Below are 14889 nucleotides of genomic sequence, written 5' to 3'. Positions count from 1 at the left end.
CTATTGTCCTCCTGTAGCTAGTTGCATAACTTTTTCTTGTGTAGCTTCTCGACGTGTTAATTCCCCACTAATTCTACCTTCATGCATGACCATAATGCGATCACTGACTCCAATCACTTCTGGTAAATCTGAAGAGACCATAATAATCGGTACACCTCGTTCAGCTAATTCATTCATTAATTGGTAAATTTCACGCTTAGCTCCAACATCTACCCCACGAGTTGGCTCATCTAAAATCAGTACTTTTGGTGCAATACCTATCCATTTTGCTAAAACTACTTTCTGTTGATTACCACCAGAAAGTGTCCCAACTTCCTTATCTGGATAACCTGATTTAATTTGTAACCTATCAATTAAGCGTTGTACAAATATACCACTTGTTTTATTATCGAAAATGCCATTTTTAACAAAATCACGAGTACTAGGTAAAGTCATATTATCTTTAATAGAAAAATCTAAAATCAATCCCTCATCTTTACGATCTTCTGTTAAGAAACCAATTCCATGCTTAATTGCTTCAAAAGGATTTTTAATTATCAGTTGTTCTCCGTTTATTATAATTTGACCAGATTTTAAAGAATCAATTCCAAAAATTGCTCGCATTATTTCAGTACGACCAGCACCCATCAAACCAGAAAAACCAAGAATTTCCCCTTGACGTACATAGAAAGAAATATCCGTAAAAGCATCACCAGAAAGATTCTTAGCTTGAAAAACAATATTCCCAATCTCAGCCTTTTTTTCTGGATAATAATCTTCTAATTCACGGCCTACCATCTTCTGAACTAATTCATCTGCATTAGTTAACTTCGTTTTCTTGGTATCAATTACAAACCCATCCCTCATAACAGTTATAAGATCTGTGATCTTAAAGATTTCTTCCATCCGATGTGAAATATACACAATACCTACACCATCAGATTTTAATCCTTCTATCACTTTAAAAAGTGTTTCAGTTTCACGATCAGTTAAAGCTGCTGTGGGTTCATCCATAATTAACAAGGAAACTTCTGATAATAAACATTTTGCTATTTCTATCATTTGTTGTTGTCCGACTGATAATTGACCAATGATTGCATCGAGAGGAATAGAGATATTAAGACGTTTAAATGCTTCTTTAGCTTTCCTTTCCATACTAACTTTATCTAGAAACCCAATCGAATTTTTAATTTCTCTTCCTAAAAAAAGATTATCAAGTACAGTCATATCTGGCCAAGTATTCATTTCCTGATGAATAAAACTCAGTCCAAACCGTTCTGCCTCTTGAGGATTAGAAAATGTTTTTTCTTTTCCATCAATAAAAATAGTTCCTGAAGTAGCTGGAAAAAGTCCAGTTAAAATATTCATTAAGGTTGATTTGCCTGCGCCATTCTCCCCCATTAAAGCATGAACTTCTCCTGAATTAAGAACCAAATCAATACTTTCTAAAACACGATTATTCCCAAAAGATTTTGAAATGTTCTTCATTTCAATTTTCATAGGCAACCTCCTTCTAAATAATAACTCCTGATTGCAAGATTATATTCGAATATGGTGTATCTTCCCCAGTGCGAATAACTGCCTTAACTTTAGTATTCATAGCTTTCAATTCTTCATGACTAATATATTCAATAATTATATTCGATCCTAAAAGATCTAGAACTGCTTGCCACTGTTCTTTGTTTTTTTCCTTAATTTCTTCTGCTAAGAAAATTTTTTCAATAAGTACATGATCTGAATATTCTTTTAAAACTTCTAAAAAACTTGGACTGCCTTTTCTTAATGCTAAATCAATTTTATCAACACCTTTTGGAACTGGTAATCCTAAATCTCCGATACAAACCAAATCCATATGACCTAAATCATCAGCTAGTTTTGCTATATTACTATTTAAAATCCCATATTTCTTCATATCCTGAATGCTCCTTTATTTCTTTCAAACTAGGCATACCTCCTTGCGCTCCAAATCTTTGAACAGAAAGATGTGAAGCAATCGTTGCAAAGGACAATGCAACATTCATCTCTTTTCCTTTTGAGATAGCATAAGCAAAAGCACCATTAAACGTATCTCCTGCTCCTGTAGTATCAACTACTTCTGCTTTTATAGCAGGAATCTTCTGAACTGCTGCCCCATCATAATAAATAGAACCTTCAACTCCTAATGTCACAATCATTTTATTAGGATAAATTTTAATAATTTCTTCTAATTTCTTATCTGGAAAAAGCTCTGAACATTCATGCTCATTAGGAGTAATAAAATCACAAAAAGGAATCATCTCTATATCCGTTTCTCTAGCTGGTGCAGGATTGTAAAGCACCTTAACTTTATTTTCTTGACAAAATTTAGCTATAGATAAGTTGGCTTCATGTGGTATTTCATTTTGTAATACAACAATACTTGCATCACTAATCAATTCCCACTCATTTTTCCAATCATTTGTTTTAACTAAATTATTCGCTCCGGGATAATAAATAATCCTATTATCACCTCCATATAAAGTAATTTGTGCAACTCCTGTAGATTGTGGTACCGTTCCCACACGTTCTGTAGAAATATTATTATTTTGCAGATTACTTAGTAAATCTGCTGAAAAAATATCTTCTCCGACGTTTCCAAATATGTAAATATTATCTTCAACACTGGATAATCTACCAATAGCTACAGCTTGATTTGCACCTTTTCCACCTGGAACTATATTAAATGAATCGCCAAAAATCGTTTCACCTCCTTCTGGAATCCTTTTTGTTCTCATAACTAAGTCCATTGAAATGCTTCCAACAACAACAATTTTACTCATTTCTTTCTCCTTAATGTATTTCTTTCTATGTACCTAACAGGGAGTTTAATTTTAGCTTCATCTATAGAGAACTTATTTGCCATATTATAGATTAGCTTTGCAGCCTGTTCTCCCATTTTATATGATGATTGGTGGATAGTTGATAAAGAAGGATAAATAAATTGACTAAGTACAATATCATCATAACCAATGATTTGAATATCATCTGGAATTTTTTTCCCAATTGCTAAAATTTCATGAATATAAGCTATCGCATGAATATCAGAAGGTGCTATAATACTATCAATATTTGGATTTCTTTTTAGATTCTCTTTAGCTTCTTTTTGAATTTTTTCAAAGTCAAAAGTTTCACTTTCTTCAATACAAATTTCTAAATTTTTATTCCTCAAATAGTTTAAACTTGCTTCAAATCGTTCCACAATATTCTCAGCTTTATCATCTAAAACTTTGATGATCATAACCTGCTCAGCGCCAGCATCCCAAATTGCTTTAGCAGCCAAACGTCCACCCAACTGATTATCAGAAAAAACACCATAGCCTGTATCTTTACTAATCCGGTCAACCACAACAACAGGTAATGTTAGATTTGGAAATTCCTTTGTAAAGTCAAGGGTTGTTATAATACCAGCTGCATTTGTTTTTAACAAAAGGTTTATATATTCTTCTAACGAATCATGATCTGAAATAGTACCAACCATAATCCTATAACCTTTATCTTTCAAATATGATTCGGCTCCTCGAACCAATCTTGGGAAGAAGGGATTAGAAATATCTGGCAATAAGAGTCCTACCATTTGATTTTTTTTAGTTTTTAAAGATTGTGCTAATACATTTGGTGTGTAATTTAATTTCTTGATAGCATTTTTTATCTTTTCTCTCGCATCATCTCCGACATAGCCTTTTTTCGAAATATATCTTGAAACTGTTGACTTTGATACTCCAGCTTCTTCAGCAACCTGTTTTATTGTAGTCATCACTCCTCCTTTTTATTGTGGAACCGTTCCCTTATTTATATAGTAAGCGTTTTCTTTTGTTTTGTCAATACTTTTTTAGAAATATTTTAAATTTATTTCAGAGTACACATGTTTTTACTAATCTCCTATTACTATTAGATACGAAACACAACAAGACCTCCACTATATCGAGGAGGCCTTGGATCAGCTAGGTTATTTAGTAAAAGACTAGAAGATTTTCTTCTCCCAATCGTCTTCTGTACGGCGAGGGTAGAAAAATTCAGATTTGTCCGGAGCTTCCATCATCTCCATCAAGGGTAACATATCATAGGCCAGATCCAAGTTTGGAATCTGGTCTTTTTGCACCCAAGAAACTTCTCCTTCATCTGAAGAGCGAAGGCTACCAGAGAACTCAGTCGCCTTATAACAAAAGACGATATAGCGTCCGCCTGTATCCAGAGGCCAATTTTTAATGCCAACCAGTTGAGGATTTTGGATAGTCAACCCTGTTTCTTCGTAGATTTCACGAATAACAGACTCCGCAAAAGCCTCACCATTTTCTACATGACCTCCAGGAAAGGCATAACCAGACCAGCGATTGATTTCAGGAGCGCGATACTGCATAACCACGCGCTGGGTTTCGAGGTCTTCAATCAGACAAATATTTGTTAAAATCGTTAATTGGGAACGGGACATAAATTTACTCGCTTTCTAAGTTATTAAAACAGATCTTCGTTGTATTCTACTGCTGACTTCATGATAAAGGAATTGATCAATTCATGATGTTGCTACAAAACCTCTGACAATGATAATTTCTTTATTTTGTATATGATAGTCTATATTAATGGAAATGACTGAACTCAGAATGATTGACAAAGCAAAAAGGCTGAAAAACTAAAGTAAAGTGCCACTAGTGCATTGAATAATTCAAAAATGAGGTGATACCAATGAAAATCTCTTATCCTAAAAAAGACTATCCATGGATGTATAAAGAAAGTCAAATAACGAATAGACTTCCTGCGAAACAAAATATGATACAATAAAACTATGAATTATGAAGTAAGTAAACAATTAACTGATGCACGATTTAAGTGCCTTGTTGGTGTTCAACGCACTACTTTTTGAAGAGATGTTAGCTGTGTTAAAAACAGTTTATCAACTTAAACACGCAAAAGGTGGACGAAGCCCTAAGTTAAGCCTAGAAGACCTCCTCATGGCTACTCTCCAATACATGCGAGAATACCGCACTTATGAACAAATTACGGCTGATTTTGGCATTCACGAAAGCAACTTAATCCGTCGGAGTCAATGGGTTGAAGCAACTCTTATTCAAAGTGGCTTTACGATTTCAAAAACTCATCTTAGTGCTGAGGATACGGTGATTGTGGATGCAACAGAGGTAAAAATCAATCGTCCTAAAAAATCAACTAGCCAATTATTCTTTTAAAAAGAAATGTCATGCTATGAAGGCTCAGGCGATTGTCACAAGCCAAGGGAGAATTGTTTCTTTGGATATTGCAGTGAACTATTGCCATGATATGAAGTTGTTCAAAATGAGTCGCAGAAATATCGGACAAGCTGGCAAGATCTTGGCTGACAGTGGTTATCAAGGAAACATGAAGATGTATTCACAAGCGCAAACTTCGAGGAAACTTAAGCCACTAACTCTTGAAGATAAATCCTATAATCATGTGCTATCTAAAGAGAGAATCAAGGTTGAGAATATTTTTGACAAAGTAAAAACGTTTAAAATGTTTTAAACAACCTATCGAAATCGACGTAAACTCTTTGGATTACGAATAAATTTGATTGCTGGCATTATCAACAGTGAACTAGGATTCTGGTTTCGCAGGAACTCTAATAAAAAACCAGCTATTCCACAAGACCGAAGTAAAGGATAGACCCAAAACTAACAAAATCAAATGAAGAATTACAAAGGTTAGCAAGTCTAGATAGAGTGTTTTAAATGAAAATACCTTTAAGAAATTTTCTTTGGTAATGTTTTTTCTCCTTTTTATTATATATTAAAATCACCATAGTAAATAATAGGTTGAAGAAAGAGATTAGGTAGGTAACAAATGGGAAAGCAAACATAGCTGATTAAAGATTGCAAAGAACATTTCCATCTTTAATCAAGCTACCAAATCGAGAATAATAAAGAATAAGCACCAATAGGAACAAGTATACATATAAAGGACTAATATAATTAAAATGACGAAGTGAAGCAGGAATGCTCTCATTACCAAAAGTTAAATATCCCACACTAATTACAGCAACTATTAAGACTAAATAATTTTAAAAAGCTTCTACTACCCAATGTTTTTCCAACCCTAGACTAAACTTGTTCTCCTGAACTTTTACTTTTATTTTCGCTCTTACTTCTCATTCACCAACTCCACTATCTTCTAGAAAGTCTTACCGTTTCGGATAATTAGTTGCTTGTAGAAAAAAGAGAACATCTAGCTGAAAGGCTGTTTCATCCTGCCACCATGTAAGTAGATTTGCTATTTCCTTTTCAAGCATGGAAGAGTTGACAAGGACAAAAGGCAGAGGAAAATCAAAAGATTACCACTATTGATGTAGAAAACTGGATTTTCAAAACTCAACTCAGCCAAACCTTCTTCAAATCAGACATGACGACCTTGATTTTTCCACCGATATTGATTTCACGGAGTAAAAGCGCATAATGCCTATAGTGCTCCTTTTATCTATTCAGTAAGGCTAAAATAGTAAGTTGTATCTGATGATATTCTATTACTTCTCTTTTGAAGTTTGTTCACCGCTTCTAAACTCCACTGAACCTAATTGTGTAATATCAATCTTTTTCACATAAGGTAATACGGTAAGTATAGCAGTAGTCAATAAAAATGCTAAATCTATCCAAGTTAGTTATATTTTTCTTAATTAACAGTAGTGTTACTGTAACATCACTTCCGACAATCAATAATATAAGGAGCTTTAACTATAGTCAGAAATATTTTTAAATGTAAAAGTCCAATCCCAAATTTTACAATATGGCTCTATTCCAAAAATATCAATTATAAAATGTGGGAAAGCAGATAAAATAAGAACCTGTTCACTAGGATTAATTAATTTTTCATATTGTTTTATAAATATAGTTTCAGAATTGGAAATATCGATTTCATTTTCAACCAAATAGAAAGAACACAATATAAAATATTGGACCAATTTTTCAATCTTCTCTTTAGAATAATCCGGATTTTTATAACTCTCCGAAGATATACACTTATATTTTTCCTTGAATGTTGTACTGCTACCTTTCTTCTTAACCTCATAAATATCAAACAAATGGCACAATACATTACTCCCATTTATAAAATCATCTTTAAAGCATTTTAAAGCTTCAAACATAGGATAACTAATTAGTAGTTTTCCTTTGTCAGTTGATTCATTAAAAAAGGACAAAAGTTTATTAATCTCCTTATAAACCTGATCATTCCTTTTATCTTTCTTGTAGTGATAATGTGCATCTAAGTCAAAAAATAGAAAAATATCCGAGAACTTTTCATGATCTTCTAGCTCATCACTATACTTTATGGACTTATCTTTTAATATTTCTAGTAGGACAGGAATCGTTTCAAATTCATCCTCTTCTAAATACTTGGAGATTCTTTTATATAAATCATATATTAATGTCCCATAACTCTGAACAACAATTGGAATAACATTATTTCCATTTGTTACCATACATGATTGGTGATATTCAATAAATTGGTTTATATATCTTGGCTCATCTACCATACCCTCAACAATAAATAGTATATTACTCATTATCAAAACTACCTGCTCGATACATTTTTTCTATATTTTGTGCTTGACGTATTTCACGACCAGAACGATCCGCAATATTAGCAATTCTATTATTAGAAATAGTAAAATAACTATCAGGTCTTAAAATAGAGTTAGACATATTTGCAGTATTATGTGTAGTCAAAACAACTTGAACCGGTGAGAATTTTAATTTATTTATTAACACTCTAGATACATTATGGTGAAAATAAGAATCAAATTCATCAATAAACAAAAATTGAATTCCATCTACTATTTGCATATACCACATGAAAAATAAAGATAAAGCTAGAGTTCCTTTAGACATAATATTAAAGAAATTAGCCTCTTTTCCCGATGGAAATTTTGCAAAAATATGTTTCGAATCATCAATCTCTTTTTCAAACAATTCATAATGAATACCAACCTCAGAAAGAAATTGTTGATATTCTTTAACCTTATCTTTTTTAATAATCATTTCAGCGATTTGTCCACGTCCTGTCGTATATCCTTGATAATGATTTCCATAAATTGAATCAAATGATAACATTGAATCAACAAACTTAATAAATCTATCAAAAATAGCATCTTTTGTATCTTCTTCCTGATCACCACCTGTCGAATAAACATAGGCAAGTTTTACCAGTGATTGATCATCTCTTAATTTTTCAAAATTTATTTCACCACCATTTTTAAGATTTATTGTTTTAATCTGCTCCTGCCTATCGTATTTAACAATCAATTCATTATCTATGAATAATTCTTCATATAAAATCACATCATACTCTTTTTTACAATAATTATATTTTACAATGTGATTATTAAAATTAAATGTATAATCAAATTTGGCATACTCAGGCGTAGTTTCTAGATTTAAAAAATGTTTTTTATAATCATTAATATTTTTTTCATTATCTGTCAGATGAGTTATAATATCCATTATAGCTAAACCTAGGTTTGATTTGCCCGAGGCATTATCACCATATATAACTGCAGTAGTAACAATATTATTTTTTACAATACTATCATTAAATGAATAATTTCCAGCTGTTAAATCAAACTCAATTTGTGATGTAAAATTTTTAAAACCTTTTACCTTAAATTTTTGTAACATTTTTATACCTCCTATTAGCCGTAAAAAAATTACGGATATTTTGATTATACAATAAATTTTCACTCAGTGCAAGATATGCCCACAGTATATTAAAAATGGGGCTTTATATCAGTAAAAATTGTCTAATTCATTATCACACTACATTTACGAATTCCCCTAATTCAACGCCTTCACTTCCAGCATCATATCACGGATCTGAGCTGCTAGTTCAAAGTCAAGCACTTCAACGGCTTCTTGCATTTGTTTTTCTAGTTTCTTGACGAGGTCTTTGCGTTCTTGTTTATTAAGGCTATTAATATCGACTTCCTTGTCCTCTTCCTTAGCAACTGCCTTGGTCACGGCAATAAGATCACGGATTTCTTTCTTGATGGTTTGAGGTACGATACCATGCTCTTCATTATAAGCCATCTGGATTTTCCGACGGCGGGCAGTTTCATCAATGGCACGTTGCATAGACTGAGTCATCGTGTCCGCATACATGATGACATGTCCTTCGCTGTTACGGGCAGCACGTCCAATAGTTTGGATTAAGCCACGTTCGTTACGGAGGAAGCCTTCCTTGTCAGCATCTAGAATGGCTACGAGACTCACTTCAGGTACGTCAATCCCTTCACGGAGCAGGTTAATTCCGACCAAGACATCAAAGACACCCAAGCGCAGATCACGGATAATCTCCGTCCGTTCCAAGGTCTTGATATCCGAGTGCATGTACTTGACCTTGATACCCATTTCCTTGAAGTAGTCGGTCAAGTCCTCTGCCATTTTCTTAGTCAAAGTGGTGATAAAGGTTCGTTCATTCTTTTCAACACGGGCATTGATTTCACCCAAAAGGTCATCAATCTGTCCCATAGTCGGACGGACTTCTACCTCTGGATCCAAGAGTCCTGTTGGACGAATGATTTGCTCAATCACTGTCTCGGTCTGTTCATTTTCATAGTCACCAGGTGTCGCTGAAACGTAAACAATCTGATGAACGTGACTCTCAAACTCCTCCCGACGGAGAGGACGATTGTCCAAAGCTGATGGCAAACGGAAACCATAATTAACCAGCATTTCCTTACGCGAACGGTCACCATTGTACATACCTTTGATTTGTCCCATAGTCATGTGACTCTCGTCAATCATAATCAAGAAATCATCTGGAAAGAAGTCGAGAAGCGTATAAGGTGGCTCACCTTCGCTACGGCCATCCATATGGCGTGAATAGTTTTCAACCCCATTTGTATAGCCCATCTCGCGCAGCATTTCGATATCGTACTCTGTCCGCTGCTTCAAACGCTGAGCTTCAAGTAATTTGCCTTCCTTCTCAAAGACAGCTAACTGCTCCTCCAACTCTGCCTGAATCTTGGCAATAGCCACTTCCATATGGTCGTCATTGGTCACAAAGTGAGTAGCTGGGAAAATCGCCAAATGATCCACTTCTCCCAATACCTGGCCTGTCAGAGCCTCAACCTCACGGATACGGTCAATCTCGTCTCCGAAAAACTCCACTCGAAAGGCATGTTCATCACGGGAAGCAGGGAAAATCTCCACTACATCCCCACGCACACGAAATCTTCCCCGTTGGAAATCAATATCATTACGTTCAAACTGGATATCAACCAAGTCATTCAAGAGTTTATCACGAGAAATTTCAAGACCTGGACGGAGACTAACGACACTATCAGCGTATTCCTTGGGCGAACCCAAACCATAGATACAAGAGACAGAAGCCACAACAATGACATCATTACGCTCCAAAAGAGCCGAAGTCGCTGAGTGGCGGAGTTTATCAATCTCGTCATTGACAGAGCTGTCCTTCTCAATATAGGTATCACTAGAAGGAACATAGGCCTCTGGCTGGTAATAATCATAGTAAGACACAAAATACTCAACAGCATTCTCAGGGAAAAATTCCTTAAACTCCCCATAGAGCTGTCCTGCCAGAGTCTTATTGTGGGCGATGACCAGAGTGGGTTTATTGACTTTGGAAATGACCTGACTCATGGTATAGGTCTTCCCTGTACCAGTCGCCCCCATCAGAATCTGAGCTTTTTCGCCCCCCTCGATATTATCAACCAACTGCTCGATAGCTTGGGGTTGGTCTCCTGATGGTTCATATTTTGATACTAGTTTAAATTGATTGTCAGTAATGCGGTTAATCATAAGAATCCTCTCTTGATGTGCTATTCCTATTTTAGCATACTTGTAACATTTTCACGAAGAAAAGGACGGACCGAAGTCACATCCTTTCATTTTCTTTCTTTAATTGATAAGCGAGATAGACAATCAGCAGTAGCAAGATCAGACTTGTCATGATAGATCCTTCTATCCCAAAAGAGCCACCTGATAGCCAATCTTGATTACCTTGTGGTAAAAAGGTCATCAAAGACGTTCCTGACGGCTGACCACTAACTAAAATCCCAAAAAGATTTCCCTGAGCAAAATTCCAAGCCCCATGAATACCTGCTACACCCCAAACTGTATCTGTTTTGAGGAGGTAAAGTGACATGGCAACTCCGAATAAAAAGAGATTCACTAGAGATAGAGGGGTGAGACCAGAATTTCCCGCATGAAGCAGGGTAAAGAACAGGCTAGATATAAGAACAGCTAGTTTTAGATTGGTTCTTGAGGCCAATTGAGGAAGGAGCCAAGCACGGGCCACCACTTCTTCTGTTGTCCCCTGTAAAATCCAAAATGGAACGGTAAAAATGACAAAGGCTAGCGAATAAGGATTCAAGTGAATGGACTCAAAACGATATTGCCCTAATGCTACTAAACCTAACAAGGTCAGAAGAAAAAGTGCCAGACCTATACCAAATCCTTTAAGAAGATTGCTGAAGAAATTCTCTCTATAAAATCCCAAGGTTCGAATAGGTCTTTTCTCAACTTTTCTAGTCCATCTGAACACAGTGTTGAGAACGAAACCAAAGGACAGCAATTCTAAAATTAAACGAAAGTCACTTGTTTTATCCGTCAAGCTCTGAAGCAAGGTTTGTAAGAAGGCAGCAAAAGCTTGACCACTCTCTCCAAAATTTCTAGCAAGTCCGATGAGAGCTAACAAACTAATACCATATAAAGTATAAGCCACAAACTCTCCTATAAAGACAAAAGCAAAGGCTAACAAGGGGCTTGTGTAGAGGTTTAACCGCATTTGAGAAGCTTGGAAGTCTTTAAAAATTCTTTTGTTCTTCACATCTCCGTCCTCTTTTCTTCCATTATATACTATTATTATAGCACTTTGTGGTAGCAGTTCAAGAAAGAAATAAAAAGCTTTTATGTTATATCTTCTAACATAAAAGCTCCTAGATTTGCATTTTTTAGTTTTTTCTGATATAATGGGAAAATATTCGGAAAAGGAGACTAAAAATGAAGAAAAAATTTCTAGCATTTTTGCTAATTTTATTCCCAATTTTCTCATTAGGTATTGCAAAGGCAGAAACTATTAAGATTGTGTCTGATACCGCCTATGCACCTTTTGAGTTTAAAGATTCAGATCAAACTTATAAAGGAATTGATGTTGACATTATCAACAAAGTCGCTGAGATTAAAGGATGGAACATTCAGATGTCCTATCCTGGATTTGATGCAGCGGTAAATGCGGTTCAAGCTGGTCAAGCTGACGCTATCATGGCAGGGATGACAAAGACGAAAGAACGTGAAAAAGTCTTCACCATGTCTGATACTTACTATGATACAAAAGTTGTCATTGCAACTACAAAGGCACACAAGATTAGTAAATATGACCAATTAACTGGCAAAACCGTTGGTGTTAAAAACGGAACTGCTGCTCAACGTTTTCTTGAAACAATCAAAGATAAATACGGCTTTACTATTAAAACATTTGACACTAGTGATTTGATGAACAACAGCTTGAGTGCTGGTGCCATCGATGCCATGATGGATGACAAACCTGTTATCGAATATGCCATTAACCAAGGTCAAGACCTCCATATTGAAATGGATGGTGAAGCTGTAGGAAGTTTTGCTTTCGGTGTTAAAAAAGGAAGCAAATACGAGCACCTAGTCACTGAATTTAACCAAGCCTTGGCTGAAATGAAAAAAGATGGTAGTCTTGATAAAATCATCAAGAAATGGACTGCTTCATCATCTTCAGCAGTGCCAACTACAACTACTCTAGCAGGATTAAAAGCCATTCCTGTTAAAGCTAAATACATTATTGCCAGCGATTCTTCTTTTGCACCTTTTGTTTTCCAAAATTCAAGCAACCAATTTACTGGTATTGATATGGACTTGATTAAGGCCATCGCTAAAGACCAAGGTTTTGAAATTGAAATCACCAACCCTGGTTTTGATGCTGCTATCAGTGCTGTTCAAGCTGGACAAGCTGATGGTATCATTGCTGGTATGTCTGTCACAGATGCTCGTAAGGCAACTTTTGACTTCTCAGAATCATACTACACTGCTAATACAATCCTTGGTGTCAAAGAATCAAGCACCATTGCTTCTTATGAAGATTTAAAAGGGAAGACAGTTGGTGTTAAAAACGGAACTGCTTCTCAAACCTTCTTAACAGAAAATCAAAGCAAATACGGTTACAAAATCAAAACCTTCGCTGATGGTTCATCAATGTATGACAGTTTAAACACTGGTGCCATCGATGCCGTTATGGATGATGAACCTGTCCTCAAATATTCTATCAGTCAAGGACAAAAATTGAAAACTCCAATCGCTGGAACTCCAATCGGTGAAACAGCCTTTGCCGTTAAAAAGGGAGCAAATCCAGAATTGATTGAAATGTTCAACAACGGACTTGCAAACCTTAAAGCAAACGGAGAATTTCAAAAGATTCTTGATAAATACCTAGCTAGTGAGTCATCAACTGCTTCAACAAGCACTGTTGATGAGACAACTATCTGGGGCTTGCTTCAAAACAACTACAAACAGCTCCTTAGCGGTCTTGGTATCACTCTTGCTCTAGCTCTTATCTCATTTGCTATTGCCATTGTTATCGGGATTATCTTCGGTATGTTTAGTGTCAGCCCCTACAAATCTCTTCGTCTGATTTCTGAGATTTTCGTTGACGTTATCCGTGGTATCCCTTTGATGATTCTTGCAGCCTTCATCTTCTGGGGAATTCCAAACTTCATCGAGTCCATCACAGGACAACAAAGTCCAATTAACGACTTCGTAGCTGGTACTATTGCCCTCTCACTCAATGCTGCTGCTTATATCGCTGAAATCGTTCGTGGTGGTATTCAGGCCGTTCCGGTTGGCCAAATGGAAGCCAGCCGAAGCTTGGGTATCTCTTATGGAAAAACCATGCGTAAGATTATCTTGCCACAAGCGACTAAATTGATGTTGCCAAACTTTGTTAACCAATTCGTTATCGCTCTTAAAGATACAACCATCGTATCTGCTATCGGTTTGGTTGAACTCTTCCAAACTGGTAAGATTATCATCGCCCGTAACTACCAAAGTTTCAAGATGTATGCAATCCTTGCTATCTTCTATCTTGTAATTATCACACTTTTGACTAGACTAGCGAAACGCTTAGAAAAGAGGATTCGTTAATGGCAAAATTAAAAATTGATGTAAATGATTTACACAAGCACTATGGAAAAAATGAGGTTCTAAAAGGAATCACAACTAAATTCTATGAAGGAGATGTTGTTTGTATCATCGGTCCTTCAGGATCTGGTAAGTCGACCTTCCTCCGTAGCCTTAATCTTCTAGAAGAAGTTACGAGCGGTCACATCACTGTGAACGGCTATGACTTAACTGAAAAAACAACCAACGTTGACCACGTTCGTGAAAATATCGGAATGGTGTTCCAACACTTTAACCTCTTCCCTCATATGTCTGTATTGGACAACATTACTTTTGCTCCTATCGAGCACAAGTTGATGACTAGGGAAGAAGCTGAGAAATTGGGAATGGAGTTGCTTGAGAAGGTTGGGCTAGCAGATAAAGCTAATGCTAACCCAGATAGCCTATCAGGTGGTCAAAAACAACGTGTGGCCATCGCTCGTGGACTTGCAATGAACCCAGATATCATGCTCTTTGATGAACCAACTTCAGCCCTTGACCCTGAGATGGTCGGAGACGTACTGAACGTTATGAAGGAATTGGCTGAGCAAGGTATGACCATGATTATCGTAACCCATGAAATGGGATTTGCCCGTCAAGTTGCCAACCGCGTTATCTTTACTGCAGACGGTGAATTCCTAGAAGACGGAACACCTGATCAAATCTTTGATAACCCACAACACCCACGTCTGAAAGAGTTCTTGGACAAGGTCTTAAACGTCTAAAC

11 protein-coding genes and 4 pseudogenes are annotated in these 14889 nt (G+C 36.0%); 4 read left to right on the top strand and 11 right to left on the bottom strand.

Annotated elements, in window-relative coordinates:
* From O3599_RS05055 to O3599_RS05040, 4 genes are read right to left on the bottom strand one after another with little or no spacing between them, the layout of a single operon-like run.
* The gene (locus tag O3599_RS05055) at window positions 1–1479 is read right to left on the bottom strand and encodes a sugar ABC transporter ATP-binding protein (RefSeq protein ID WP_033685159.1); all 1479 of its coding nucleotides are present in this window, start codon (window positions 1477–1479) and stop codon (window positions 1–3) included.
* 13 nt (window positions 1480–1492) lie between these two features.
* Window positions 1493–1891 (bottom strand): D-ribose pyranase, encoded by a 399-nt coding sequence (gene rbsD / locus O3599_RS05050; protein WP_000759835.1) that lies wholly within the window; start codon window positions 1889–1891, stop codon window positions 1493–1495.
* Window positions 1866–2777 (bottom strand): ribokinase, encoded by a 912-nt coding sequence (rbsK, locus tag O3599_RS05045; RefSeq protein ID WP_247939498.1) that lies wholly within the window; start codon window positions 2775–2777, stop codon window positions 1866–1868. The genes rbsD and rbsK overlap by 26 nt, the downstream gene beginning before the upstream one ends.
* Complete coding sequence (locus tag O3599_RS05040; protein ID WP_143952030.1) at window positions 2774–3751, bottom strand: LacI family DNA-binding transcriptional regulator; 978 nt, start codon at window positions 3749–3751, stop codon at window positions 2774–2776. The genes rbsK and O3599_RS05040 overlap by 4 nt, the downstream gene beginning before the upstream one ends.
* 133 nt (window positions 3752–3884) lie before the next feature.
* On the opposite strand from O3599_RS05040, the pseudogene O3599_RS05035 reads away from it, so the two are divergent.
* A pseudogene (locus tag O3599_RS05035) lies at window positions 3885–3962 on the top strand (DNA-binding transcriptional regulator); the annotation flags it as partial.
* On the opposite strand, the gene O3599_RS05030 reads toward O3599_RS05035, so the two are convergent.
* Both O3599_RS05030 and O3599_RS05025 read right to left on the bottom strand, forming a co-directional pair.
* Complete coding sequence (locus O3599_RS05030; RefSeq protein WP_143952029.1) at window positions 3959–4426, bottom strand: 8-oxo-dGTP diphosphatase; 468 nt, start codon at window positions 4424–4426, stop codon at window positions 3959–3961. The pseudogene O3599_RS05035 and the gene O3599_RS05030 overlap by 4 nt on opposite strands.
* Before the next feature lie 23 nt (window positions 4427–4449).
* Window positions 4450–4731 (bottom strand): annotated as a pseudogene (locus O3599_RS05025) (hypothetical protein); the annotation flags it as partial.
* A gap of 46 nt (window positions 4732–4777) precedes the next feature.
* Here O3599_RS05025 and O3599_RS05020 point away from each other — a divergent pair.
* A pseudogene (locus O3599_RS05020) lies at window positions 4778–5571 on the top strand (IS5 family transposase); the annotation flags it as partial.
* 589 nt (window positions 5572–6160) lie between these two features.
* On the opposite strand, the pseudogene O3599_RS05015 reads toward O3599_RS05020, so the two are convergent.
* From O3599_RS05015 to O3599_RS04995, 5 genes and pseudogenes are all read right to left on the bottom strand, one after another.
* Window positions 6161–6395: pseudogene (locus tag O3599_RS05015) on the bottom strand (DUF1697 domain-containing protein); the annotation flags it as partial.
* A gap of 293 nt (window positions 6396–6688) precedes the next feature.
* The gene (locus O3599_RS05010; protein ID WP_143952028.1) at window positions 6689–7522 is read right to left on the bottom strand and encodes a hypothetical protein; all 834 of its coding nucleotides are present in this window, start codon (window positions 7520–7522) and stop codon (window positions 6689–6691) included.
* On the bottom strand, window positions 7515–8633 hold the full coding sequence (locus O3599_RS05005; RefSeq protein WP_143952027.1) for an ATP/GTP-binding protein: 1119 nt from the start codon (window positions 8631–8633) through the stop codon (window positions 7515–7517). The genes O3599_RS05010 and O3599_RS05005 overlap by 8 nt, the downstream gene beginning before the upstream one ends.
* Window positions 8634–8789: 156 nt before the next feature.
* A complete protein-coding gene (uvrB, locus tag O3599_RS05000) occupies window positions 8790–10778 on the bottom strand; it encodes an excinuclease ABC subunit UvrB (RefSeq protein ID WP_247939891.1) in 1989 nt (662 codons plus the stop codon).
* 76 nt (window positions 10779–10854) lie between these two features.
* Window positions 10855–11808 carry a CPBP family intramembrane glutamic endopeptidase gene (locus O3599_RS04995; protein WP_247939890.1) on the bottom strand — a complete coding sequence of 318 codons (954 nt, stop codon included), beginning with the start codon at window positions 11806–11808 and terminating at the stop codon, window positions 10855–10857.
* Window positions 11809–11981: 173 nt separating this feature from the next.
* Here O3599_RS04995 and O3599_RS04990 point away from each other — a divergent pair, with 173 nt between their 5' ends.
* Window positions 11982–14147, top strand: a complete 2166-nt coding sequence (locus tag O3599_RS04990; protein WP_247939889.1) for an ABC transporter substrate-binding protein/permease — start codon at window positions 11982–11984, stop codon at window positions 14145–14147.
* A complete protein-coding gene (locus O3599_RS04985) occupies window positions 14147–14887 on the top strand; it encodes an amino acid ABC transporter ATP-binding protein (protein ID WP_023946889.1) in 741 nt (246 codons plus the stop codon). Before O3599_RS04990 ends, O3599_RS04985 begins: the two co-directional genes overlap by 1 nt.
* The last annotated feature ends 2 nt before the right edge of the window (window positions 14888–14889 follow it).

Origin of the sequence: Streptococcus sp. 27098_8_103 (assembly GCF_041432345.1) — a bacterium.
Classification (GTDB): Bacteria; Bacillota; Bacilli; order Lactobacillales; family Streptococcaceae; genus Streptococcus; species Streptococcus mitis_BV.
Note: the sequence above shows the minus strand (reverse complement) of the source record. Positions and strands in the feature narration are given on the sequence as shown.